Origin of the sequence: Haloferula sargassicola, from assembly GCF_040362925.1 — a bacterium.
Lineage (GTDB): Bacteria > Verrucomicrobiota > Verrucomicrobiia > Verrucomicrobiales > Akkermansiaceae > Haloferula > Haloferula sargassicola.
The window spans coordinates 24,843-49,447 of the sequence record NZ_BAABRI010000012.1 but is presented as its reverse complement, the minus strand read 5'-3'; the positions used below and the strand labels follow the sequence as shown (position 1 = coordinate 49,447).

Here is a 24,605-nt window from a genome sequence, read left to right as displayed (position 1 = left end):
GCTCCTCAGTCCTTCTTCCGCGGCTTTCCCTTGCGCGAAGTGGAGGCCATGTCCTCAAGCTCGGATTTCGACATGCTTTCGTACATGTCCTTGGAGGCACCCTTGAGAGAGGACTTGGCGGTGTCCCCCTTTTTCGCGGACAAGGCGGCCCCGGCGGCTTTCTGCTGTTGTTTGGATTTCGCTTTCACGGAAAACCTCCCCGCAGCAGCTGTGCCATCCACGGCCGGCCCCGGGACGGGAGAACTACTAAAGAAGTCGTAAGAAGAACCGGACCCCGTGAGGCGGAGATCGGCGTGGCCGCGGGGTGTTTCGCAACCCTCCGTTGCAGATCCCCAACCTCATCTGCCTGGCTGGCGGGTCGATACCGTTCCTGCGAGGAGTCCGCGGCTGCGAATATTTCGTAGCACGGAATGTCATTGTGAATACGAGGGTGACGTGATTATCCCTTGCTATCCTTGGCCGCTGGTCGATGCGCGGAGAAACACGGCCGCATCTTGATGGCGGAATCCGGCGAAGCGCCATGGATGGCACAAGCGCTGCGCGGAGGTTCGGCGTATGAAAATCGATTCCCTGGAGAAACTGTTGGTTCACGAGTTGAAGGATCTTTACAGCGCGGAAAGCCAGATCATCAAAGCGCTTCCCAAAATGGAGGAGGCGGCATCGAGCGAGGAACTCAAGACAGCTTTCCGCGAGCACTTGGAGGAGACCCAAACGCACGCTCAACGCTTGGAAGACGCCTTGGATCAACTGGGCTTCAAAACCGGGGGCGAGCACTGCGACGGATGCGAGGGGCTGATCGAGGAGGGAGAACAGGTCATCAAGGAGATTGAGAAGGGCGAGGTCCGCGATGCGGCCCTGATCGCCGCGGCCCAGCGGGTCGAGCATTATGAAATGGCCGGCTACGGCAGCGTCGTTTCCTTCGCCCGCCAGCTCGGCCGGGATGAAATGGCCGACCTGCTGCAGCAGACGCTCGAAGAGGAGGAGAACGCCGATTCTCTGCTCACGGAGATCGCCGAAAGCTCCGTCAACGAGAGCGCGGAGGAAGGATCCTGATCCCATCGATTCGACGGCCCGGCACAAGGGCACCTGCAAACTTGATGAGATGAAAGCTGTCGTTTTTCATGATATCGGAGACATCCGTCTCGATCACGTACCAGAGCCCGGTCTGAAAGAGTCCACAGATGCAATCGTCCGTCTCACCGCCAGTGCCATCTGCGGGACCGACCTGCACTTTGTCAGGGGAACCTTCCCCGGCGTCGAGCCGGGGACGATCCTTGGTCACGAAGGCGTGGGGATCGTGGAAGAGGTGGGAGATGAAGTTCGGAATTTCCGCCCCGGCGATCGGGTGGTGATTCCATCCACCATCGCCTGCGGGTGCTGCTCCTACTGTCGCTCGGGTTATTTCGCCCAGTGTGACAATGCCAATCCCAACGGCCCGGATGCGGGTACTTCGTTTTTCGGCGGTCCTTCCGCCACCGGACCTTTCGATGGCTTGCAGGCGGAGTATGCCCGCATTCCCCACGCCCACGTCGGTCTGGTGCGGTTGCCGGATGAGGTCGATGACGACGCGGCGATCCTCATCTCGGATATCTTCCCGACCGGCTACTTCGGGGCAGAGCTGGCCGAGGTCACCGCGGGAGATACGGTGGTCGTCTTCGGCTGCGGGCCGGTGGGCATGTTCGCCATCATCAGCGCGATGTTGATGGATGCAGGCCGGGTTATTGCCGTGGATTGCGTGCCATCTCGGCTGGAAGCGGCGCGCCGTCACGGCGCGGAGACCATCAACTTTCTGGAAGAGGATCCGGTCGAGGTCATCAAGCAGTTGACAGGCGGCATCGGACCGGATCGTGCGATTGACGCGGTCGGGATCGACGCGATCCATCCCGACGAAGGTCCCGCTTCGGGCGGGGGTGCGGCTTTCGAAGAAGAGAGGTCGAAGGTCGCGCCCGACAGTGCTCCCGAGGGCGATCTCTGGGTGCCGGGGAGCGGACCGTCCCAGGTTCTGCGATGGGCGGTCGAGTCGCTGGCGAAGGCCGGGACTCTGGGAATCATCGGCGTATACCCGCCGGACTTCGAAGTATTTCCGATCGGCCGGGCGATGAACAAGAACCTCACGCTGCGGATGGGCAATTGTCATCACCGACGCTATCTGCCGGAGCTGGTGCGGCTTGTCCGGAGCGGCGCGGTGGATCCGACCCGCGTCCTCAGCCGGCACGAGCCGGTGGTTTCCGCCATTGAAGCCTATGAAACCTTTGATCAGCGGCGGGCCGGATGGCTGAAGGTGGAGCTTGAGGTCTGAAGCCCCCGTCCGGATCTGATCATTCAACTCGAGAACCCTGAACCCAAGATGAACATGAACACTGATTTATCCTACCAAGCCTGTATCGAAGCCTGCCAAGCCTGTGCGGTCGCTTGCGCCCACTGCGCCTCCTCCTGCCTCAAGGAGGACGACGTGAAAATGATGGCCGACTGCATCGCGACCGACCTCGACTGCGCCGAGCTTTGCCACCTGGCGGTGTCCTACATGGCCCGCGATGCGGCGAAGGTCCGCGAGGTGTGCCGCCTGTGCGCTGAAGTCTGCGATGCGTGCGGCGCCGAGTGCGGCAAGCACGAGCACCAGCACTGTCAGGAATGCGCGGAGGCCTGCCGGCGGTGCGCCGAGGCGTGCCGCGAAGTCGCGGCCTGACATTGAATCATCACTCACTTGAAAAACCAACTTTTGAATCATGAAAGCAGTGTGTTGGCATGATGGGGGCCGGGCGGGTGATCGCGATCGATCGCGTCCCCGAGCGCTTGGCCATGGCCAGGGAGCACGGTCGGGCGGAAACGATCGACTTCGGCGAGGAGGACGTGATGGAGCGCCTCAACGAGATGACCCAGGGGCGCGGTCCGGACCGCTGCGTGGATGCCGTGGGCGCGGAGGCGCACGCCACCGGCAGCCTTGATGCGCTCATGGACAAGGCGAAGGAGGCGGTGAACCTGACCAAGGACCGCGCCCATGTGCTGCGGGAAGCGATGATGGCCTGCCGCAAGGGCGGCACCATCTCGGTGCCGGGAGTTTACATCGCGATGCTGGACAAGCTGCCCTTCGGGGCCGTCGTGAACAAAGGGCTGACGATCCGCAGCGGGCAGACCCACGTGCAGCGCTACCTCCAGCCGCTGCTGAAAAAAATCGAGGACGGGGAGATCGATCCGTCGTTCGTAATCACCCACAAGGTTCCCCTCAGCGAGGCGCCTGCCGCCTACGAGAAGTTCAAGGACAAGAAGGATGGCTGCATCAAAGTGGTGCTGACCCCATGAGTCGAAAGCCTGACAGCATGAAAAAAGCCATCATCATCCTTGCAAGCCTGGCCGGACCCGACCTCGTCGCCTGCCCGACCTGCAACACCGAGACCGGGATCGCGGTGAGGGCGGGCATCTTCAACGATGCCTTCCTTCAGACGCTCGGCGAGGTTCTGGCGCCGTTTCCCGTGCTGGCCCTCGGCCTCTTTTTGGTGAATCGCCTGCTGCCCGATTGAAATGAACTCCCGCACCAAGCCACTGACCCGTGCCGGCATCTTCCTCGGTGTCGGTCTCGGAGGATTCGTTGATGGCATCCTGTTTCATCAGATCCTCCAGTTTCACAACATGACCACGGGTCGCATCCCCAAGGACACGATCGCCCGCGTGGAGGTGAACATGTTCTGGGATGGCATCTTTCACGCCTTCACGTGGGTGATGACCTTCATCGGCGTCGTGCTCCTCTTTCGGGCCGGTTTGTCGCGACAGGTGCGCTGGTCGGGCAAGGCCCTGACGGGATCGATGTTTCTGGGTTGGGGGCTGTTCAACCTGGTTGAAGGGGTGATCGATCACCATATCCTCCACCTTCATCACGTCGTGGAGGTCCTGGGACCCTCGATTTTCGATTGGCTGTTTCTGTTGGCGGGCGGGGTGTTCCTGCTTGGCGGATGGTGGACGGTTCGGAGCGTCGCCCGCTCGTCATATCCCCGCAGCTGACCGCCCTAGGTAGGAGTCACGGGGGATTCAGGCGCGTCATTTCACCCGGCCCACGCCTTCGCTGGTCTGGATGACCCGCTGCATCGAGCCGTCCGGGTTGTAATGCAGCTCATCGACGCAGACGGAGCGAAGGAAGCTGCCGCCGCCGTTGTGGCCCTCGCCGGCACCTTCGTCGAACTGCATCATGCCGCTGTGGTAGAAGAAGTAGTCCTTCCCTTTGAAAGTGACGATGCCTTGGTGGATGGTGTTGCTGTTCTGCGCGCCTTCGGCGACCAGGCCCTTGTAGATCCACGGCCCGGTGATGCTCCTGGACACCGAGTAGGCCGTCTTTTCCGGGAAACCGGTGGCGTAACTGAGATAATAGATGCCATGGCGCTGGTGAACCCATGGAGCCTCGGTGAAACGGTTGCCCACTTCCGGGTCCGGCACCACCCGGATGTCGCCATCGAGCTCGGTCATGTTCGGCTTCAGCTTGGCGTAGTAGCACTTCTGGTTGCCCCAGAACAGCCACGCCTGGCCGTCGTCATCGATGAAGGCGGCCGGGTCGATGTCGTCCCAGCTGATGCCGGTGGCCTTGGTCATGTCGTTGGTGACCAGCGCGGAGCCGCGGGCGTCCTTGAAGGGGCCCGTGGGTGAGTCGCTGACGGCCACGCCGAGCGCCTTGCCGTGGATGTCCTTGTGATCGACGGTGACATACCAGTAGAACTTGCCGTCCTTTTCGATCGCGTGGCCGGCCCATGAGGTGGGCCCGCCGGTCGACCATTTGAAGTCGCCCGGTTGGAGCGGCGAGCCGTGGTCCTGCCACTCGACCATGTCATCGGTGGAGTAGACCCGCCAGCGGGGCATGCGGTAGCCGCGGCCATCGCCCTCGTCCTGGCCGACGTAGAGATAGAGGCGGCCGTCATGGACCATGGGTGCGGGATCGGCGGTGAAGACCTCGGTGATGATCGGGTTCGGCCGCGAGTCCGGCTTGCTGACCTGGGCGGTGAGGTCGGAGGGAATCGTGTAGGGTCCGTCGGCCACCGGCTCGCCGAAGACCGGCGTGCCATCGGAGGTCCACCGGATCGCCTGCGCACGGGTCGCGCGGTCGGGGTTGTGGAGCGGGTCGCCCTCGATCTTCTCGTAGTTCCGGGAGTGGTAGACGAGGAGGTCCGTCCTGCCATCGGGCGTGGTGGTGAAACAGTTGTGGCCGGGACCGAACTGGCTGTTCTCCGGGCTGCTTTGAAACACCGGCCGGGCCGATTTTTTCCACGATCCGGGATCGAGCAGGTCGGCGTCCGCATCGGCGGTGAGCATGCCGAGGCAGTAAACGGTGCCGGTGGCGCTGGCCGAGTAGGTCAGGAACACCTTGCCATGGCGGATCAGCACGGCGGGGGCCTCGTTGACGCGGTGGCCGCGGGTTTCCCAGCCGTATTCCGGATGGGTCAGCATGACCGGCGCGCCGGTGATCGAGGTCGGCGTGTCCATCAGCGCGATGTAGATGTTGGTGCCGTCGTAGGGTGCCTCGCCGCGCTGGGTCCAGACGTAGTAGCGCTTGCCCTGGTGGGCGAAGGTCGTGGCATCGAGCGAGAACGACTCCCATCCGAGCTTCACCTCGCCTTTCTCAATCCACTTGCCGGTCAGCGGATTCGGTCCATCGCATTCCAGCACGTGCGGGCGGATCTCCCAGATCGCCTCGGCCGGCGCGGCGGTGAAATAGACATACCACTTGGGGCCGATGTGGTGGATCTCCGGTGCCCAGATGTGCGCTCCCATTTCACCGCGGCGGTGCTTTTTCCAGATCGTCTCGGCCTTGGCGGTGGAAAGCCCGCCGAGCGTCCTCGCGCGGCGGAGCTCGATGCGGTCGTATTCCGGCACCGTCGCGGTCATGTAATAATAGCCGTCCTCATCGAGGAACACGTGCGGATCGGCGCGCTGCTCGACGATGGGATTGGTCCAGTCCGGCGCGGCAAGGGCCGGGGCGGGCAGGGAGGCGGAAAAGGCGAACGTGAGGAGGATGGAGCGGGTCATGGCAGCCGTGGGTTCGGGCTCGCGGGGGAAGCATCCACCCGCGAGGCGGGCCGGATCTCGACGGAACCGGCCCACAGGGATTAACGCAATCCGGGAGGGAAATCCGACACCACGATCGGGGTATTTCCCCGCCTGTGAAGGTTCAGGGCGGCCCGATGGTGATCACCACGCGCTGGTAACGGGTCAGCGGCGGCGAACCGGCGTCGGCGACCTCGCAGATCATATGGAAAGTGTCGCCCGGTCGGGTGTCTTCCGGGATGGCGATTTCCGCGACCGGACCTGCAAGCGCCGGCATGGTCTCGCCGAAATCGCTGCCGGCTTCGACATAGGGCCACCATCGGAACTCAAGCTGGTCGCCATCGGGATCAGTGGTGGCGGAGGCGTCGAGGATCAGGGCTTCACCGGGCTGCGCTTCGAGGTCGCGGGGCGTGTTTTTCAGGCGCACCTGAGGCGGGTGGTTGGCGTGGGCGAAGTCCTTCACGCACCAGTCGGCGCGGGCGGCGAAGTCATTCTGGACGGCGGGAAGCCAGCGCCAGATCGGCTTGAAGTAGTTCGTGCGGATGGCCACCTGCTCGGGGTCGGTCACGTGCTCCAGCTTCTTCGACCAGCTGTTGTGGATGGAAACCCGGGCCCCGGGGCGCGGCCAGTCGTCGGTGGGCTTCGGGTCCATCCAGACATTGCCGCGGACCTTGACGTAGCGTCCGCCCCAGCCGCCCCAGGCGGGGTTTTCAGTGCTGCGGAGACCGGTCGGGATGGCATGGAGGAAGGCCGGCGTGTCGCCCTCGGCGTGGAAGGCGCCGTCGAGCGCTTCGTACGACGAACCTAGTGGACCGTGGCCTTCGAGGACGTGCTCCTTCATCCAGTCCGCCTCGAGATAGCTCTTCACCTTTTCCGGCAAAACCTTCGGCCAGATGTAGGCCATGCAGTCGAACTGGTCGGAAATGATGGTCGTCACGCCGAGCGGCTCCCACACGGGACGGATCGACTTCTGATAGGTCTCGTCCTGCTCCCAAATTAGGAACAGCCGAAGGCGTCCGGCGACGTCCTTCATCTTCTCCGGATGCTCCACCTCGATGATCTTCAGCGCGCGGGCGATGATGTTGCAGCCGCCCCAGGCCTGGACCCAGACAGAGCGGGGGTCGGAGTCGTCGAGCAGGACCTTGGCGATCCACTCGGCTCCTTCCGTCCGCTGCTGGTCTTCGCCGACCGCGGAAATGTTGCCGACCTTCCACTTCGAAAGCAGATCCTCCGGCGCGGGATAGGCGGGATCGTGCAGGCGCAGGTTTTCGTAAACCTCGGCGTAGAGTCCGATCGATTCCTTCACCCACGCCGGATCGTGAAAAGCATGCCAACCCTCGCCGCCCTGCCAGTGGAATTGCGAGCTGCTGTTGACGATGCCTTCCACATCGAAGTCGTTCGAGTGCAGGAGAAAGCGAACCATCGAGCAGCGGTCGTCGGCCTCGCCATCGGTGGTGACCAGCACGCGCGGGCGTTCGGCGGCAGCGCAGGTGAGAATGCCGACCAGATAAAGCGCGACGAATCGAAGGGAAATCACGGGCTTGTGGGGAAATAGAGGTTAGATGTTGGTTGGGCCTCGGGGTCACCCGGACGGGTCCGCAGCGGCGAAGGACGAGAGCATGAGATTCGTGGGTTCCACCTGCGAGCGGAAAAGGTGCAGGTGAACGCGCGGACGTTACCTCGGTTCCATTGCTTGAGCATCCTGTCGAAAAGGCCGGACCGACGTCCTCGACGCCTTGGACGAACTCCTGAAGAACCGGAACTTATGTTCCGCGTCGATGACATGATGTCCGAAGACTTGGGCGTCATGTCCGAGGACCTGGACCGGCCCCCCAACCCGCCGGACAAGAGGTCCGGCCGGGACGGCCCGAGTGCAGACCTGGGGTGGAGCGAGGTCAATACGGCCTGGAAGCAATATCCTGGGAGGTGGGCCGAGTCTCCTTGGGGTCCCGAAAGACGGGGGTTCACGGGCGGAGCGACTCGGAGGGGATAGCTGGGGTGGGTCCTCGCATTGCGCAATTTGGTCTCCCACGGCGAACAAGGCCGGATGACCGAGCTGCGCACCTACCGCAGCCTGGCCCACCGCACCGAGCCCACCGCCTCATTTTCTAGCAAAGAATTCAGAGCGCTTACATAGGACTTGATTTTAAGCGCATTACAAATCCGGAGATCTGTAGAGGGGCAGTTCCGGAAACGGATGGTAATATTTGAGAAAAAATGACTGGACTCTTTCATCACGTCAAAAATAGCTTTCGACCATGACTAAGAAACAGGGGCGGCAGCGAGCCGTTTGGATGGCAGTTATGTTGGCCTTCTGTTCGCGGACCGAGGCCCAAGTCGCTACTCCTAGTTTCGAGCCTTCCAAGGTTAGGTTTCCGACGGTCCGGAATGTCATTGTCACCTGCACCACCGCGCAGGCATCCATCCACTTCACGCTCAATGGTTCAACGCCAACACTTTATGATCCAGTCATTGCAAGTGGTGGAGCTGTCGAGATCTCGAGGAATCAAACTCTGAAAGCGAAGGCCTGGCTCGGGGTTGAATCCAGCTCCGTTGCTTCGATGGATTGCCTCATCACAGGCCAGGCTTCCATCGGTAGCCAACACGGTCTAGCGACAAGCGTGACGGGTCGAGTTTGGGCGTGGGGAAATCAAGCCAATGGCCGTCTAGGTAATGGAGCCACGACAGCAAATCAGATCCTTGACCCTGCCCGTGTCCTTACTTCGTCTGGAACTTTTGATAATGCCGCGACTTTGTCTGCCGGTCACCAGCATTCGTTAGTCGTCGACCAGCTCGGTCAAGTGTGGGCCTTTGGTTACAACGGATATGGGCAATTAGGGAATAATTCGACGACCCAAGCGGCGCTCCCTGTCGCGGTTCTTAAGAGCGCCACAGCAGGCGACTACCTGACAGGAATTCGCTGGGTATCCGCGGGGGAAAAATTCTCGGTCGCGGTTGCCGACTTGGGAGGGGTCTTCAGCTGGGGTAGTAACGCATCCGGCGAGACTGGCTTGGGCCTCACCACTGGGACCCAAAAAGTTGCTGCAGCTGTGACGAGAGGCGATGTCACAGGGAACCCTCCCTTGGACGGGATTGTGGAAATTGCGACTGGCTCGGCCTTCGCAATCGCACGTGAGAAGAATGGCGTCGAGGAGTCATGGTCCGAAGGCGAGGTGTGGGTTTGGGGCCTGAATAATTACGGGCAGCTTGGCATTGGTTCCACGACAGCCCAGTCGCGGGCCACAAAACTGAAAATCGATTCCAGCAACGCGTTTGTGGGTGCAGGAGGACTCGCTGCCGGAGAGTCCCACATCGCGGTGATCAAAGTTGACTCGGGAAATTACCCGGCAGGCAATACGGTTTGGTCTGCGGGTATTCAAACCTTCGGGCGATTAGGAAATGGGACGGTGAGTGCAGGGACCCAACAATACCCCGTGCAGGTGCTCAAGGCGGATGGAACACCGTTGATGGGAATCGTCCAAGTCGCGTCAGGTGCGGCGCATACCCTTGCTTTGGATAAAGACGGACACGTTTGGTCGTGGGGCTACAATGCTCACGGTCAATTGGGGGACGGGACCACCACCAATCGCGGCGGTGCGGTATCGGTCATGGATTCCACGGGAAGCAACCCTCTAAGTGAAATCGTCTCTGTCACTGCGGGCGGCGATGGAACCCAAGGTTCGAGCGCGGCGATCGATACTGCGGGTAGAATCTGGGTCTGGGGCCGTAACAATACCGGACAGCTTGGTAATGGGGAATCTTCGGCCTACGCGACAACCTTGCCTGTGGCTCATGCTCAGAACCATGTTGCCGAGGGACATCCAACCTTCACCCTGAATTCTCCAAGTCTGGGGCTCCCTGGAGAGGTGAGCCTCTCAGGAATGATCGGATATGTGGCTGGAGGCACCCCAGTGGCGAATCCGGAGAACGAAATCGATCGGGTTGAGTTCTACGTCAACGGCGCAATGGAGACCTCGATAAGCCAGGGGCCTTGGGCATTTGGAATGACTGGCGTCGCGGATGGGGCCTACCATTGCTACGCGTCAGTTTACGACCTCTACGGACAGGTAGCCATGTCAAATTCGATTGATTTTGTAGTCGGCTATGATCCTAACGCGGATCCGGATGAAGACGGACTCACCAATGCCGAAGAAGACGTGCTGGGAACGGATCCATATTCAAGCTCATACAACGGCGCCAACGGAGCTGAAGTGTATCACTACGATGACTTGGGTCGGCTCATTGGAGTCACCGGAAGGAGAACACATACCTTCGGATACGATCCCGAAGGGAACATTCATAGCGCACAGTAGCAAAAACAATGAACCTTACCGCGGACCTTAAAATGAAGGCCTCCAAGATTCTGCTCTTCTCAGTCCTTTGTGCGGCTCTGCCTCTTTACGCACAGACCGACCCTGAGGAGGAAGAAAGTGGCTGGTCAACACCGCCGTCCATCTACCAAGACTCCGATCCTGGTGAGCAATATCTCACGACTTCGGCTGATCCCAACGGAATCGGCTTTGATTCGCCTGGCTCCTTTGAGCTTTTGGATGACGATCCCGAAGACGAAATTCCGGCGGTTTTGGATGATCCCGGGCTCGAAGTGACACCGGATATCGTTGAGCTTGCGCGCGGACTTAAATACGATCCATTGAGGATTTATCACTATGTAAAGTTCGAAGTTGAATCTGAGCTTTATTTTGGTCTGAAGAAAGGCCCCCGACTAACCTATTTGGAAGAGTCGGGTAACGACCTCGACAAGGCCTGTCTTCTGAAGGTCTTGCTGGACGTCGCTAAAATCAATAATCCTGGCGGATTCACCGAAGGAGGTGGCTCGGTTGTTCCCAAGTTGATTAGCGGGAAAAAGGATTACGCATACGAAGCGACGAACGGCACCACCCCGGACATCTGTTCGCTTTGGCGCCTGGATACCGACGCGATGGAAGCGCACTCAGCAGGGTTTTACGCGTCCAAGACGCCATATTTGATCACCGTTAGCGGAACGACTCCAAATTGGAACGATTCAGGACAGAGGAGGATCTCATTGGCGCTAAGCCAGGCGGTCTCCTGTGGGTATTCGAATCGAGGCCGGATCAGCGTCGTCGGCAATTATCAGGAGTTGAGATTGACCCGATTCTTCGTGAAGTTGGGATCTACCATTCTTGATCCTTGGGACGTGCGATACGAGAAGGTGGAACCGAATACGAATTTGCTTTCATTCAACGATTCTGTAGACCTAAGCACCGGGAGCGCGATCGATAGCCTGTGCCAGGGAACAGTCGGGACCGACAATTTCTGGCGTGCAGGAGGAGACGATCGTGACTATCAGAATGCAGTCGCTTCCTTCCTTGAGTCACGGTGCAATGATCTTTTTGGCACTCTCAAGAACGCGACTCATTTCGGTCAGGTTAGTTCGGAGGAGTTGCTGGGTGGCTATCACCCCGTTCGCAGCTACTCTTCGAGTCTATCGGCAGCAGATTGCAGTTCGGAGGTGACTCTTGATGCGGGAGGCGGTTCGGAATTCCTCGCTCGGAATGTATGCTGGCGCCTTTTGCTGAAGCTCGGAGCTGAAGGGATCCAAAACGAAATTGCGATTCCGACGCTTGGAGGTCGGAGGATCTCCGTATTCTACGATGCGAAACCTGCGCAAACCGGGGATCTGGTTCTCGGCATTGAACGGACGCCATTCGGGAGCGATTTCAGTATGACTGACGTCGCCAGAGCCAGCGTCACTTATTTCAACAAGTCCGCGCCTCTCTCCTCAAAGATCCTTCTTCCCTTTCAGAACGACTCTCCTTTTGGGGCAAATATAAGTTACAAACGTAACGACAATACGGCCGTAAACCAGCAGGCATTCAGTGCCATGGTTTACGGGTGCAACCCCAAAGGGGGCTTGTTGCGGGCCAGGCAGACCCGGCTGGATCAGATCCTTCAAACGATCGAGCTGACCGATGGAGGGGCGGGTGCGACAACGGACGAAACAGGAATCAACTGGAGCCTTTTCACGGACGAAAAGGACCTTACCCGAGCTCTGGTTCTTGAAACGCTCAACATCCATGGCCTTTCATGGCTTCAGCAAGCGAATCTATCCAGAAAAGGCATTTCAAGTTACTTTGGGGCGAACATCGATAAGCTGATTTCGTTCGGTCGCATGACCCAGGACAATGGATATTACATTGATGTTTATCAGCAACTCAGCGTAGCCTTTGGTAGGTCAGGAGAATACAATGGAGCGGGTAGTGCGTTGGCAGCGAGGTATGCAGCCATGCTGGTTGAGAGCGCGCTCGAGCATTCGGTCATCGAGCAGGCGAACGGCACGTATGACTACTATGGGAACGTCCCGCCGGGGGCCTCAACGGTATCGATCAATGCGGCCCCGTTCGGGGTGGAATATGGGGTGGGTTCAAACACCCCACTATTTGGGGTCGTCACGGAAGACCCGACTCTCAATCTTCCCGGATACCCGCCCGACGGATCGTGGCCTGCGATCACGTCCTACATGACGAAGTATCAAACACTCGCTGCTCAATATTCATATTTTCCGCCGGCGATCGTGGCGATGCGTAGGGATGGGATGGCAAAGTTCTCGTGGGTCCAAGGTGGCCAACCCTACGACAAGACCGCTCAAGGAATGGCTTTCCTGGGGCCGGCTGAGGTCCGAATGTCGGTCAACGGAGGAAATGGAGGATATTCGTTGGATAACAGTCCAATTGAGCCGTTCCAGACCCAATTGGAAGATTCTTTGAAAGTCGACTATTTCGAATGGTCGTCAGTAGGCAAGTACGCGAAGCTTGCAGCCTCGAGTTCCAGCATTCTAGATGGCTATGGTGCCGACCCTGTTAATCTCGCCAATGGAAGTTTCGATCATGCCGAGACTGATCTGGTGGTAGGGAGCGGAAAAGCGCCCAAGGGGATGACCTTCGAGCGTTATTATTCCTCGGCCAGGGCTCACCATAATCGAGCGGGCCTCGGCTACGGATGGACGCACAATTGGGACATTCGAGTGGAAGAGCACAGCATCGCCACAGCTGGCCTAGGGGACACCATTCCGAGGCATATGGTACCCTATTTGGTGGCTGTGGCATCGATGAAGGACTGTCTCCTCCCGCCGGAGTGGACGTCTGGGTATGGGAGCACGATTGTGCCGGAGACGATCAATCCGAAGCGATGGCTGGTCGTCAACTATATCGCCAAATGGGCTGCTGACCAGCTCACTGCGAACGCCGTGACCTTGACGATGGGCCGGGAATCAGAGACCTTTTATCGTCGCCCCGATGGGGGGTACGAGAGTTCCGCCGGGTCTACGATGACCCTATCCAATGACGAGCAGTCCTCCGGGATTGTCACGGTTCATCAACGTCATGGAAACACGATCGAGTTTTATCCCCTCTATTCTGGGTATGTGTGGCTCAGGGGCAAAGCAAGGTCTCTCACGGGCCCCTACGGTCAGGAGGTCAATTTCACCTACAACGTAAAAGGTGTAAGCAAGGTGGAAGTTGCAGAGGGTTCCTCCAAGATTTCGCTCACTTTCTCCTATGGAGCGAACGGCTCTGAGCCGTTAGAATCCGTGACGGACAACGCCGGAAGGACGGTCGCCTTTTCCTACCTTGATGAGTTCCTTTCAACCTCGGTGGATCCGGAAAACCATTCGCCGGTTCAATCTGAACTATCCGGTGGTGCCTCTCATTATTACTATCAGATTCCGGGTTCGTTCGGGGTCAAATGCTGTCTGTCAAAGATTGTCGATCCCCTTGGTCGGATTGTGGTGGCCAATAATTACGATCCCTTCTGCCGTGTGGTTTCTCAGGATAGTGCCAATGTTGAGCTTGGAGCTTCTCCGGCTGACGAAGGGGGGCCGTTTGATTTCATCGTTCCGTGGAGATTTTATTATTCGGGGATTGAGAACTCCGAGGTCAATCCCTTAGGAGATCAGAAGATTTACTCCTACGACGTTTACGGACGCCTCGTCTCGACAGTGGATGAGATGGGCTACGAGGACGTGACGGAATACGATCAAGAAAGTCGCGTTGTCCTTAAAAGGGATGCACTTGGAAGGCGCATTGAAACTGATTACGATTTGGGCCATAACCCGATCGAGGTTCGTGAGTTCCGCAATGCCGTCACCACGGCTCCTTACGTTTCCTTGAAACAATACGATCTTCTAAATCGCGTCGTATACGAGGTGGACAGTTTGTCGCGAGCGACATCCTATACCTATCCTTCATGGAGCAGCGCGAATGCCCCAGAGACGGTCACCCGTGGCGGTAAGACGACGGTCTACCAGTATTATGGAATCGGTTCAGGGTTCAGATCCGGTCTTGTGCAATCGGTCACGGATCGCGACTCGAGGGTGACCCAATATCTTTACGATGATCGGGGTAATCGTACACAGGAAACTCTCCCGGGCGGGTACATGGTGAAGTTTCAGAACTACTCCTTGGCCGGGGATCCAGGAAAGGTGATCGACCCTTCCAATGGCGAGGAAGTGTTGACCTACAACAATCGACGGCAGCTGATCGAGCGGATCAAGGTCGACCGGACGAATTCCAGCTACAAGATCTGGGAAAAGAACTTGTACAATGCTGCCGGTCAGGAGGCGCTTGCTCAGACCTACACCGGACGGGGTCAGTGGAATAGCAAGGAAATAGTGACTTCCGCAACGGATAAGCCGATTTCAATCACTTATTCGGGCTCGGATGGTGTCTTAGGGACAAGCGACGATGTTTCCGAGAGCTGGACCTATGATGTGCGCGATTTCGAGGAATCCTATTCCGACATCAAAGGGAATGTGACATCGCAGGAGTATCTTGCGAACGGCTGGGCCTACAAGAGAAACTTGCCTGCCGATCCCATGCTTGGAGCTAGGGAGACCTCCAAAGTTCTCGATGCTGTTGGGCGGACAAAGAATTCCTACGATGTTTTGCAGCGAGAGACAGTCACCTCATATTCCGAACATGAGACCTATTTGACGGATCATATGGGAACGCTGATGGTTGATCGGAGCGATGTGGTCGATCCGGAAAACTACACATCGACTTCAATATCCGACGCAGCTGGAAATCTCCGGGCAGTGGTTGACCGCCGGGGACATCGATACGAATTCAGCTACGATGATCTGGATCGTGAGCTGGATTTGTGGACACCCGAGGGTAGAAAGTTCTCTTCGACTTATGAAGGAGAGGGGAGTCCCTTGGTGGTAACCAAGACAGAAGGAGCTGCCTCGACAGCGATTGTTAATGCTTACAATGCCGTTGATGGTCGGCTGAGTAGCAGCACATTCAAGGAGGACGGTGTCGTCGTCTCTTCGGTCGGGCAGATGAGCTACGACGCTCGCGGGAATCTGTTGAGTTCGACTGAGTCCGGGAAAACCATTTCCAGAACGTACGATGACTTTGACCGTGTCCGAACCTACACGAACGAGGATGGTTACACGATTGGCTACGAGTATTACAGCGACGGATTGCTGAAGAAACTCTACTATCCGGGCGCTCAAGGAGATTCAGATCCGTTCAATGGCAATTTGGCTGTTCATTATGAATATGACGAAGCAGGCCGTCTTACCAAGATTACGGATTGGAACAACAAGATCACCAGCTACGGGTGGAGCTCCGATGGTCGTTTGCTGACGATTTCCAGGCCGAACGGAACGCAGCGAGCACTGCAATATGATGACCTGAAGCGCATCTCCGGCATCACGGAGCGGGAGGCCAGCGGGGAGCTCCTCCTTGTCAATCAGCTTCACTACAGGAAAACCGAGGAGCTTTCGAGCAGCTTCAGTGCGGTCAATCCTCCAATCTCCTCAGTTTACGACGCGGGTCTCGGGCTGTCGGGGGGGACCTTCGATATGGACAATGGGGTTCAGTCCATCAATGGCCTCGCTCATTCGTATGACGAACGAGGAAACATGGTCAGCGGCGTGGTCGATACTTCGGGTTCGGTCGCATCTTTGGAGTTTGATTCGAGGGATCGTTTGGTTGGAGTGGACTCCACCGTCGATTCTTCCTACGTCTATGATCATGAGGGGCTTCGGAAGTCCATTCAGTATGGCAGCGATGCCTACTATTACGGATTTGATCCCCATGGTGGACCGCTGGTGAGGCTGCTGTTCAGGAAGGGCCCCGGCAACAGTCTCACCCGGTACGTGTACGGAATTGGCTTGGCCTACGAGGTGACCGAGGGCTCGGCTCAGGAGCGCTACTATCATTACGACTTCTGCGGATCGACCGCCGTGCTCACGGACGCCTCGGGTGGGATGACGGATCAATTTGACTACACTCCCTACGGGCAGGTGGCTCGGCGCTCTGGCTCGACGGAGACGCCATTCAAGTTTGCTGGTTTTCTCGGAGTTCTTACGGATCCGAGCGGGTTGATCAGCATGAGGGCGCGGTTTTACAGCCCGATTCTTCGGAAGTTCCTCTCGATGGATCCCGCTCGATTTGACGGCGGTTCGAACTGGTATGCGTATGCGAGCGGAAACCCGATGTCGCTAGGAGATCCTACTGGTTTTGGCGCGGAAAGAACGTTGGATGCGCTCCAAATGGGTCTTTCGGCCCTAGGGATGTTACCCGCCGTTGGTTTTGTGTTCGACTTGGCGAACGCCGGCATCAGTTTTGCGAGAGGCAACTACGGCGATGGATTGATGAATCTCGTCTCTGCGTTACCGGGGATCGGGCAGGTGGCTGCAGGTGCGAAGTTGGGTGCGACAGCAGCCGCCGGCTACGGGGCCTACAAAGGGATCAAGGCGGCGCGTAATATCGGTCGCGCCGAGCATGTTGGAGCAGAAGCGCTCTCGGTGGGGCGGGGGGCGTCGAGGGCCCCAAGGACGGGACTGACAAATCCAGAACTCATCCAAAAGGCGGGGCAGAAGGCCTTTGATAAGATACCCGGGAAAGGCGGAGCCGTTGGCACAGCTCGCCATGAGTATGCCACGAAGCTATTGGAGAGATACCAAGGCATCTATGGCGACAAAGGGCTGAGATTCAAAGAAACCCGCAGCCTATTTGGGCAAAAGAGCATTCTTGATGCTCGCGACATCAATTCCAAAACAATCTACGACTGGAAATTTGGCAATAGTGCGAGGATGTCACCGGCGCAGAGAGCCAAGTATCAATCGCATTATCCAGACCACACGATTCAGGTGGAAAAATACCTTTATCCCTAAATGGCAACGGAATCGCAGATTTGTAAGGACTGGGTGAAAGCGTTTCCTGCCTTGGTTAGATTCAAGGGTGGAAGGCGGCTTCTATGTCTCCAAGAACCAGTGGTTTATGGGGTTGAAATCGAAAAATTTACGAGTGAAGCCTATCGGCCAAAATTTGTGGCTCTGAATCTCCTATCCAGTTTTCCTGAGTTCGCCATCAGCCGAACCCTAGCAACCAAGAGACGTCCTCAACTCTCAGTCTCTTATGCAAAACACGACTCTGAGTTCGAGGAGGCCGCTGGGATCATGAAGGCAACCTTTCCAATACTGTCCTCAAGCGAATGTCTCGACCAACAGTTGATGATTGAGGTGTATCGCTGCGAAGTCGAAGAAATCCTAAAAGAGTCGGCGTCGCCTCTCGCTGTTTGGTTTTCGCTAATTCAGTTGCTTGTCTTTTTTGGAGACGAGGAAGGGGCGCGAATGGAGCGGGAGCAAATGGATTCGTATGTAAGGAAACTTAGCCCGTCTAGTCTCGCTGTATTTGGCGATTTCGAAGCGTTCTTGAAGCGTGAGTTAGAAGTTGCTCCAAACGTGCTTGAGGAGCGAATGAGATCGAATCTCGCAAAAGGAAAGTGGGAAATCTTGTCCAGTGGTTCCACGCGCTGAGGCTGTCGCCAAAACGAACTCCACCCAAGCCGTCCTGCAATCGACCGCTACGGCACGCCCCGTGCTTTTGAGGTGCCTCTTGCCCCGACAAGTCGGGGGATCAAATGAAATGGGCACCTCGCTCGGGTCGCGCCTCCGCTCGCGCGCTGGTGGTTCGGTGAGTTTGGGGTCGGTCCTCGCATTTCGCAATTGACGGGGCACCGTTGTCCCGGTAGGACCAGGCATGGCTCGCAAACCCCGCTACCAGGCAGCCGGAGCCATCTATCACGTGATGGCTCGTGGGGAGGGCGGCAAGGACGTTTTTGAGGAGGACGTCGATTGCAAGGTATGGCTGGAGCGTCTGGGGGAAGCTTGTGGGCGCTTTGGCTGGCGGGTCCATGCCTGGGTGCAGATGGGCAACCATTTCCATCTCCTGCTGGAAACTCCGCAGCCGAATCTGGTGGCCGGGATGAAGTGGTTCATGGGGGTGTATTCGCAGTGGTGGAACATCCGCCGCAAGCGCCGGGGCCATGTTTTCCAGGGCCGCTACAAGGCCGTGGCGGTCAGTGGCGAGGGCAAGGGGCGTTATATCCGCATCGTGGCCGACTACATCCACCTCAATCCGGTGCGCAGCGGCTGGGTGGGAGGCACGACGGGGCGCAAGGTGGTGGGTTGGCGTTGGAGCAGTCTGCCTCAGTATGCGGGGCGCAAGGGTTGCGAGTGGGTGGAGACACGGAGGGTTCTGCAGGCTTTCGAACTCGAGGAAGGCGGACGTGGGCGGCGATCCTACGTCGGCTACATCGAGAAGCGGGGCAAGGATCGTGCGGGAACTCTGAGTGACGAATCGCTCAAGGAACTGAGGCGGGGGTGGTGTCTGGGTGAACCGGAATTCCGGGATCGCGTGATCGAGGGGCTCGGCGCGGCGATTCGGCGGGCGCGAGGGAAGGGCAGCGTGGCAGGTTCGGAGGTTCAAGCCCACGATGAGGCGGAGGCGGAGCGCATGGTGAAACAGGCGCTGGGCAGGTTGGGGGTGGAGGATTCGGAGAGTGCGCTGGCGGGATGGGGCCGGCTGACCACCGAGAAGGCGCTGGTGGCGTATCTAGTGCGGACCCGGACCGGGGTATCGAATGCGTGGGTGGCGGAGCGGCTTTCGATGGGCCATCCGGGCGGGGTGAGCCGCGCGGTGCGCAAGATGAGGGAATCCCGGTCGCTCATCCGGCGAGCGGAGGGCCTCTTGATGGAGAAGTGAAGACCAAATGCGAAATGCGAGGACCGACCCCAAGGACAAGGAAGACAAGGAAGAAGACATCCGGCGAGCGGAGGGCCTCTTGATGGAGAAGTGAAGATCAAATGCGAAATGCGAGGACCGACCCCAAGGAGAGACCCCAAGGAAGAGAGACCCCAAGGAAGAGAGGCGGATGGGGGCACCATTGGCATAGAGCGTGCCGGTGTTGCCGATGAGCGTGACGGTGACCTGCGTCCACTCTCCGACCGGGGCCGGCGGGCGGCGACGACCTGCTCGGTGGAGTATCCACCGGTGGTGATGCTGAAACGCATCACGCTGCCATTCGAAGGGGTGAGGAAGAAGTAGGTGCCGGTGCCGAAGCCGAAGATCCGCTGCCACTGGCTATTGCCGGTCCAGTAGATCCAAGTGGAAAAGGTGATCTCGTCGTGGTTGGCGAGGCCCGCCGGGAGCGTGACGAAGTCGTCCGTGCCATCGAAGGCAAGCGCGTTGCCGAAGCGACCGGTGGCCACGGTGACCTACGCGGGTCCGTCAGATTTCGCTGACCCACACCCCGACGTCCATGAAGGTGCCGGGTTGGCCTACGAATGAACCGGAGATCGGCGGCACCGACTCCGGATCGGCGGCGACGGCGACCGCGATGTGGTCGGCCCCGGCGATCCGCCCGAGTGTGGGATCAAACCCCTTCCAACCCGCGCCGGGGAGGTAGACGTCCACCCATGCATGGGTGGCCCCGTAATCATAGGAAGATGGGGGGGCATTGAGGTAGCCGCTGACGAAGCGGGCCGCGAGGCCGAGCCGCCGCGCGGTGGCGATGAACAGGGTGGCAAAATCCCGGCAGGAGCCGCTTCCAAGGGCAAGGGTTTGCTCTGGATCCTGAACCCCCTGCTCATCGCGGGTCCGGTAGCGGAACTCGCGGTGGATCCGATGGGTGATGCCCTCCAGCAAGGTATAGGTCTGAATTTTCTGCCCCGGTTTCCGGACGGTGCCGAGCCACTCACTCCAGCGAGTCGTGTCTACGGTGGCAGCCTGGTTCAGGTAGGGGTGCAGCTGCGAGCGTGACGAGGAAGTGTAGTCGAAGGGGTAATAGGCGGCGTGGGGCGCGACAAGGAAATCGAGGGGTCTCTGGTTGAACTGTTGGATGACCACCTCGCTTTCGACGGCCAGCCTCAAGGTGGTGGTGGAAAACTCGGCGGTGGCTACCGAGTTATCCTCGATGTCGCGGTGCCACCGGATCTCCGGGGTGGGAGAAATGTTCAGCGAGCACGATTCGATGCGCAGATCGTGATTCTCCCGCGGGCGCAGTCGCAGCTCATGCGTGCCGAGGGTGACCGGGCCGGCGAAGGTGTAATAGGTGCGATGGATGATGTTGAAGCGTTTCATGTCGATCGCAGGGGTTGCCGGTCGCCGGCGGGCCATTGGCGGGACGGCGGGGGAAGGTCCCGCCGCCCCGCCTCTTTCAGCGCCGGGGGGGTGTTTGGGGGAAAAGCCGGGGCGGGGGGGCGGAGGGCCTCTGCGCGCGAAGAGCTCAGCCCCGCTTCGGAGGCTTTCCCCCGGCTCCGGGTTTGGCGGGCACCTGACGCACCTCGGCCGCTTGGCGTTTTTTGGCTTCGACCGCATCGGTCTTCGCCTGCTTCTGGGTTTCGTTCTTGCGCTTTGATTTAGGGGATCGGTCGCCCATAGGAGTCGGTGGGTGGAGGTTGTGGTTTTAACGATGTGGCTCGCGGAGGAGCAGGAGAAGGGAGCTGAGATCGACGAGGGAAATCGTGGTCGAAGTGTCGCTGAGGCCGTAAGGGATGATGAGCTTCGTGCCGTGGATGAGGGCACCGCAGGTGTAGACGACGTTTGGCACATAGCCGTTGCGTAGCGGTTCGTCGGGTTCGATGAGGGGCTGATGGACGTGGCCGAGAACGATGGAGGGATCATCGAGGTCGAGCAGCATCGCGCCGATGCAGTAGCGGCGCATCGCCCCCACGCCATGGGTGAGCAGCAGCCAACCCTCGGGCGTTTCAATCGGCGAGCCACAGTTGCCGATCTTAACCGCCTCCCACGGGTGGACCGGTCGCTGAAGCAACTTGGCATCCTCCCAGGTATGGGGATCGTCGGAGTACATCAGGTAAAGGTTCTCGTCGTCCTGGCGTGAGATCATGGCGAACTTTCCGCCGATACGCCGGGGGAACAGGCTCATGCCCTTGTTGCGGACAGCGGCACCTTTCAGGGAAATCGAACGGAAGGTATCAAAATCGTGCGTTTCCAGCAGCTGGGGCAGGATGGCATGGCCATTGTAAGCCGTGTAGGTCGCATAGTAAGTCACGGCGCCGTCATGTTCGGTGAAACAGACGAAACGGGCGTCTTCGATGCCGTTGCTCTCAATCGGGGAATTCGGGAAAATCACCCGTTGGCTCAAGGGGATTTCAGGATCGAAGGTCACCTCGTAATTGGTTGAGGCGAGCCAGCGGATGCATTCGCGGGTGCGAGCCGATTCCCGCTGCGAGGAGCGGGTCGAACCGGAGGCGGTGCGGAGGGCGGCGTCGAGTTCGCTGAGGGTAAAGCGGTCCCCGAGCGATTGCCGCAGTTGCTCAGACCACGGACTATCGAACTCGAGCTCGCGAAGTTTTCTGAAGAAGGCACCCCGGTGAAAGGTCGGGTCCGGATTTAGATCGGGGGAACTGGTCCGGACGCCGACGGGATCGAGAACGATCCGATGGTCGGAGGAGATAAGGCCGGTTCGGAAGGCGATTGATGAGATATGTCCTTCACCGGTGGCACGGAGGCTCAGAATGAAGCGAAGGTCGCCCTCGGCTACGCCGGACTGATCTGGATGCGGCACGATCGATGGATTGAAGAGGGCAGCCGTTTCCACCGCGTACTCGCCAGAAAAGAGGGAACCCAGATAGAGCCGGCGAGCGCGTGACACCCCGGTGTGATGCGGGAGGTGCTGGCGGATGTGCTCGAAATGATTTTCCCAGGCGCGCTCGAGCTTCGGGTGGCGGCTTCCGAACTGCTGGTGGAGGACGGCCAGCCGCTGTTCGATCCCGGTTTCGTCGATGGCCATCGCGCGCTCGATGATCCGCCGCACCGAGTCGGGATCGGCCGGGATGAAAGGCCGGATGATAACCCGCGAGTGATCGGGGAGGAGGTGGATGTCAGTGGGCTGGAGTTGCGGCCTCCGCGGGCTGTCGAGGGGGGAGTTCATGAATGCGAGGCGGAGTGCGTCGGTGGGCGATCGGATGCCGGCCGGAGGGGTTGGCTCGATTCACGCCATGCAAGCGCGGAATGGGTGGAGCGGAGGATTTCCAGGCGGGAAAGGTGGTAGGCGAGCGTCGATTCGGCGCCCTGGTTCTGATTGATGTGATCACGTAGCAGGGCGTCGCGGCAGCCGCCAGTGGAGGGGTCGTAGAGCGGCAGACCGAGGTCGTTGCGGCCGAGGAACCATTCGAAGCACCGCCGGGCATGGGCCGCCCAGGTGCGGTCGCCGGTGAGATCGAAGGCCGCCATGCAGGCGGAGACGACGGCGTGGGCCTCGATAGGCTGCTGGTCGAAGCGCGCCTTTTCCCCACCCTGCGGCCAGAAGCCGTGGCACCCGATCGGAGAGAAGTGCCCGTCCTCGCCGGTCTGCTGGTCGATCAGCCACTCTAGGGACGTGAGCCCGATTTGCTCCGCGGCTTTGTCGCCGGAAACGATCAAGGCATGGGAGAGCTTCGCGTTGTCGTAGGTTGCGATGCGCTCGAACCATTGCCAGTCCGGCGAGGAATTGGCGCGATAGAGATCGACGAGCCGCGCGCTCAGCAGGCGCTGCATCCGCGCGACGTCGCGATCGCCCTCGAAGCTGCGAAGGTATTCGTGGATCGCCACCAGCGTGAAAGCCCAGGCACGCGGCGAGCTGAAATGGCTGACCGGTCCGAGCCCACGCTGGAAGAGCAGGGCGCAGAGGGCGCGGAAACCGGGGTTGGGCGAGCGGCCGAGGGCCGTGCCGGCGGCCCACAGGGCGCGGGCGTGGCTGTCTTCCGAGCCCTTGCTTTCGAGCCACTGGCGCTCGTGGTTCATGAAGTTGCGGAAGCGCCGCGTGTTGGCATCGAAGGCATACCAGAGGAATGCCAGATAACTGCAGGCCAGGCGGTCGAGCCGGGCATCGCCGCCATGCTCCAGCTGGTGGAAGATGGTGAAGATGAACGCCCGTGCATTATCGTCGGTGCAGTAGGCCTCGTGGTAGTTGGGGACACTGTAAATGGCGTGTTGGAAGATGCCGGTGTGGTCGCTCATCCGTTCGAGGTGGCCGAGGTCGGGCCCGGGCACCGGATACCTCGGTCGGTTTTCCTGCGGGGGCTCGCTGGTGCCTGCCGGGGAAGCGAAGTCGCTGCGGGCGCGGTCGAAGCACTCCATGTAACGTCGGGCGACCTCCTTCCAAGTCATGCTGCGGCCCTGTCTCCATGCCCGCTTCCTCATCGCAGTCATCCGAGTGGGGTGGGAAAGAAGGTCATCGACCGCATCGGCGATGCCCTGCGGGTCGGCGAAGCCCACAAGCTTCCCGCTGCCATTCGCCAGCAGCTCGGCCGCATGCCAATAGGAGGTCGAAACGACCGCCTTGCCCGCGCCGAAGGCGTAGGCGAGCGTGCCCGACGTGATCTGTTGCTCGTCACGGTAAGGCGTCAGGTAGATGTCCGCGCCGCCGATGAATTCCTTCAGCTCTTCCTCGTTGACGAAACGGTTGTGGAACACGACGCGGTTCGCCACCCCCAACGACTCGGCCAGCGCGGTGAGTTCCTCACGGTACGCTTCACCATCGCGGGCGAGGATGTGGGGGTGGGTCGCCCCGACCACCAGGTAGATGACGTCCGGGTGCCGGCCGAGGATTTCCGGCAGCGCGCGGATGGCCGATTCGATTCCCTTGTTGGGCGAAAGCAGGCCGAAGGTCAACATCACCGTCTTGCCTTCGGCGTCGAAGATGTCCTTGTAGAAATTCGAGTCGACGAAGGGCATGTCGATCACCCCGTGGGGGATGACGTCGATCCGCGAGGGATCGATGCCATAGACATCGACCAGCATCCCGCGGCCCCGCTCCGCCATGACCACCAAGCGCGTCGAGTGGGCGTCGAGGCTTTCCATGACCCGTCGCTGGTCGGGATCCGGTGACCGCAGCACGCTGTGGAGCGTGGTGACCACCGGGCGCTTCACCTGTTCAAGGAAGCCGAGGAGGTGGGATCCGGCGGGGCCGCCGAAGATGCCGAACTCGTGCTGCACCGAGACCACCTCGACGTTGTTGATGTGGAGGAACGCGGCAGCCCTCGAGTAGGATTCGGTTTCGTCTTGTGCGATCTCGAAACGCACTTCCGGCGGATAGTCGTATCCCTCGGAGCGGTCGTTCATGGCGCCGGCGATGCAACTGGCTGAGGGAAAGGCGGCAGCAACCGCTTCGCACAACCCGGCCGTGAAGGTGGCGATCCCGCAACGGCGAGGAGTATAGTTGCCGATGAAGGCAATGTGGCGGGTCGAGGGAAGGGTGCTCATCTGAGGGCGAAAACCGAAACGATCTCGCGCACACGATGGCGGGGG

General features: G+C 59.6%; 15 protein-coding genes and 2 pseudogenes. 10 read left to right on the top strand and 7 right to left on the bottom strand.

Annotation, left to right across the window (positions count from 1 at the left end; all coding sequences use genetic code 11):
- Positions 1–5: 5 nt before the first annotated feature.
- Positions 6–188, bottom strand: coding sequence for a DUF3008 family protein (locus ABXH26_RS11645; protein WP_353567243.1), 183 nt, complete (start codon positions 186–188; stop codon positions 6–8).
- A 367-nt stretch (positions 189–555) separates the two neighbouring features.
- Between ABXH26_RS11645 and ABXH26_RS11640 the strand changes: the two genes are divergently transcribed.
- From ABXH26_RS11640 to ABXH26_RS11615, 6 genes and pseudogenes are all read left to right on the top strand, one after another.
- Positions 556–1,053, top strand: a complete 498-nt coding sequence (locus ABXH26_RS11640) for a YciE/YciF ferroxidase family protein (RefSeq protein ID WP_353567242.1) — start codon at positions 556–558, stop codon at positions 1,051–1,053.
- A gap of 49 nt (positions 1,054–1,102) precedes the next feature.
- Positions 1,103–2,299: a zinc-dependent alcohol dehydrogenase gene (locus ABXH26_RS11635; protein ID WP_353567241.1), complete on the top strand. Its 1,197-nt coding sequence runs from the start codon at positions 1,103–1,105 to the stop codon at positions 2,297–2,299.
- A gap of 54 nt (positions 2,300–2,353) precedes the next feature.
- Positions 2,354–2,686, top strand: a complete 333-nt coding sequence (locus ABXH26_RS11630; RefSeq protein ID WP_353567240.1) for a four-helix bundle copper-binding protein — start codon at positions 2,354–2,356, stop codon at positions 2,684–2,686.
- A gap of 47 nt (positions 2,687–2,733) precedes the next feature.
- Positions 2,734–3,300 (top strand): annotated as a pseudogene (locus ABXH26_RS11625) (zinc-binding dehydrogenase); the annotation flags it as partial.
- Positions 3,301–3,317: 17 nt separating this feature from the next.
- Positions 3,318–3,518, top strand: a complete 201-nt coding sequence (locus ABXH26_RS11620) for a hypothetical protein (RefSeq protein ID WP_353567239.1) — start codon at positions 3,318–3,320, stop codon at positions 3,516–3,518.
- A 1-nt stretch (position 3,519) separates the two neighbouring features.
- A complete protein-coding gene (locus ABXH26_RS11615; RefSeq protein WP_353567238.1) occupies positions 3,520–3,996 on the top strand; it encodes a DUF2243 domain-containing protein in 477 nt (158 codons plus the stop codon).
- A 36-nt stretch (positions 3,997–4,032) separates the two neighbouring features.
- Here ABXH26_RS11615 and ABXH26_RS11610 read toward each other — a convergent pair whose 3' ends face one another.
- Together ABXH26_RS11610 and ABXH26_RS11605 are read right to left on the bottom strand one after the other, a co-directional pair.
- Positions 4,033–6,006 carry a family 43 glycosylhydrolase gene (locus tag ABXH26_RS11610; RefSeq protein WP_353567237.1) on the bottom strand — a complete coding sequence of 658 codons (1,974 nt, stop codon included), beginning with the start codon at positions 6,004–6,006 and terminating at the stop codon, positions 4,033–4,035.
- A 142-nt stretch (positions 6,007–6,148) separates the two neighbouring features.
- Complete coding sequence (locus ABXH26_RS11605) at positions 6,149–7,561, bottom strand: nucleoside hydrolase-like domain-containing protein (RefSeq protein WP_353567236.1); 1,413 nt, start codon at positions 7,559–7,561, stop codon at positions 6,149–6,151.
- 721 nt (positions 7,562–8,282) lie between these two features.
- On the opposite strand from ABXH26_RS11605, the gene ABXH26_RS11600 reads away from it, so the two are divergent.
- The 4 genes from ABXH26_RS11600 (at position 8,283) to ABXH26_RS11585 (ending at position 19,058) form a co-directional block, all read left to right on the top strand.
- Entirely contained in the window at positions 8,283–10,337 is a 2,055-nt protein-coding gene (locus ABXH26_RS11600) for an RCC1 domain-containing protein (RefSeq protein ID WP_353567235.1), read from the top strand.
- Between the two features lie 32 nt (positions 10,338–10,369).
- The gene (locus tag ABXH26_RS11595; protein WP_353567234.1) at positions 10,370–17,185 is read left to right on the top strand and encodes an RHS repeat-associated core domain-containing protein; all 6,816 of its coding nucleotides are present in this window, start codon (positions 10,370–10,372) and stop codon (positions 17,183–17,185) included.
- Positions 17,186–17,830, top strand: a complete 645-nt coding sequence (locus ABXH26_RS11590; protein ID WP_353567233.1) for a hypothetical protein — start codon at positions 17,186–17,188, stop codon at positions 17,828–17,830. It begins immediately after the preceding gene.
- Between the two features lie 223 nt (positions 17,831–18,053).
- Positions 18,054–19,058, top strand: coding sequence for a transposase (locus ABXH26_RS11585; RefSeq protein WP_353567232.1), 1,005 nt, complete (start codon positions 18,054–18,056; stop codon positions 19,056–19,058).
- Between the two features lie 260 nt (positions 19,059–19,318).
- Here the strand turns inward: ABXH26_RS11585 and ABXH26_RS11580 are convergent.
- The 4 genes and pseudogenes from ABXH26_RS11580 to ABXH26_RS11565 form a co-directional block, all read right to left on the bottom strand.
- A pseudogene (locus ABXH26_RS11580) lies at positions 19,319–19,564 on the bottom strand (LamG-like jellyroll fold domain-containing protein); the annotation flags it as partial.
- Between the two features lie 19 nt (positions 19,565–19,583).
- Positions 19,584–20,435, bottom strand: a complete 852-nt coding sequence (locus tag ABXH26_RS11575) for a transglutaminase family protein (protein WP_353567231.1) — start codon at positions 20,433–20,435, stop codon at positions 19,584–19,586.
- 325 nt (positions 20,436–20,760) lie between these two features.
- A complete protein-coding gene (locus ABXH26_RS11570; protein ID WP_353567230.1) occupies positions 20,761–22,248 on the bottom strand; it encodes a glycoside hydrolase family 130 protein in 1,488 nt (495 codons plus the stop codon).
- On the bottom strand, positions 22,245–24,560 hold the full coding sequence (locus ABXH26_RS11565; protein ID WP_353567229.1) for a glycosyltransferase family 4 protein: 2,316 nt from the start codon (positions 24,558–24,560) through the stop codon (positions 22,245–22,247). Before ABXH26_RS11565 ends, ABXH26_RS11570 begins: the two co-directional genes overlap by 4 nt.
- Between the last annotated feature and the right edge of the window lie 45 nt (positions 24,561–24,605).

Excerpts from the sequence above, each read along its gene's own strand:
- ABXH26_RS11640 (WP_353567242.1), top strand. The coding sequence starts at position 556 with ATGAAAATCGATTCCCTGGAGAAACTGTTGGTTCACGAGTTGAAGGAT.
- ABXH26_RS11635 (WP_353567241.1), top strand. The coding sequence starts at position 1,103 with ATGAAAGCTGTCGTTTTTCATGATATCGGAGACATCCGTCTCGATCAC.
- ABXH26_RS11630 (WP_353567240.1), top strand. The coding sequence starts at position 2,354 with ATGAACACTGATTTATCCTACCAAGCCTGTATCGAAGCCTGCCAAGCC.
- ABXH26_RS11620 (WP_353567239.1), top strand. The coding sequence starts at position 3,318 with ATGAAAAAAGCCATCATCATCCTTGCAAGCCTGGCCGGACCCGACCTC.
- ABXH26_RS11615 (WP_353567238.1), top strand. The coding sequence starts at position 3,520 with ATGAACTCCCGCACCAAGCCACTGACCCGTGCCGGCATCTTCCTCGGT.
- ABXH26_RS11610 (WP_353567237.1), bottom strand. The coding sequence starts at position 6,006 with ATGACCCGCTCCATCCTCCTCACGTTCGCCTTTTCCGCCTCCCTGCCC.
- ABXH26_RS11600 (WP_353567235.1), top strand. The coding sequence starts at position 8,283 with ATGACTAAGAAACAGGGGCGGCAGCGAGCCGTTTGGATGGCAGTTATG.
- ABXH26_RS11595 (WP_353567234.1), top strand. The coding sequence starts at position 10,370 with ATGAAGGCCTCCAAGATTCTGCTCTTCTCAGTCCTTTGTGCGGCTCTG.
- ABXH26_RS11590 (WP_353567233.1), top strand. The coding sequence starts at position 17,186 with ATGGCAACGGAATCGCAGATTTGTAAGGACTGGGTGAAAGCGTTTCCT.
- ABXH26_RS11585 (WP_353567232.1), top strand. The coding sequence starts at position 18,054 with ATGGCTCGCAAACCCCGCTACCAGGCAGCCGGAGCCATCTATCACGTG.
- ABXH26_RS11575 (WP_353567231.1), bottom strand. The coding sequence starts at position 20,435 with ATGAAACGCTTCAACATCATCCATCGCACCTATTACACCTTCGCCGGC.
- ABXH26_RS11570 (WP_353567230.1), bottom strand. The coding sequence starts at position 22,248 with ATGAACTCCCCCCTCGACAGCCCGCGGAGGCCGCAACTCCAGCCCACT.
- ABXH26_RS11565 (WP_353567229.1), bottom strand. The coding sequence starts at position 24,560 with ATGAGCACCCTTCCCTCGACCCGCCACATTGCCTTCATCGGCAACTAT.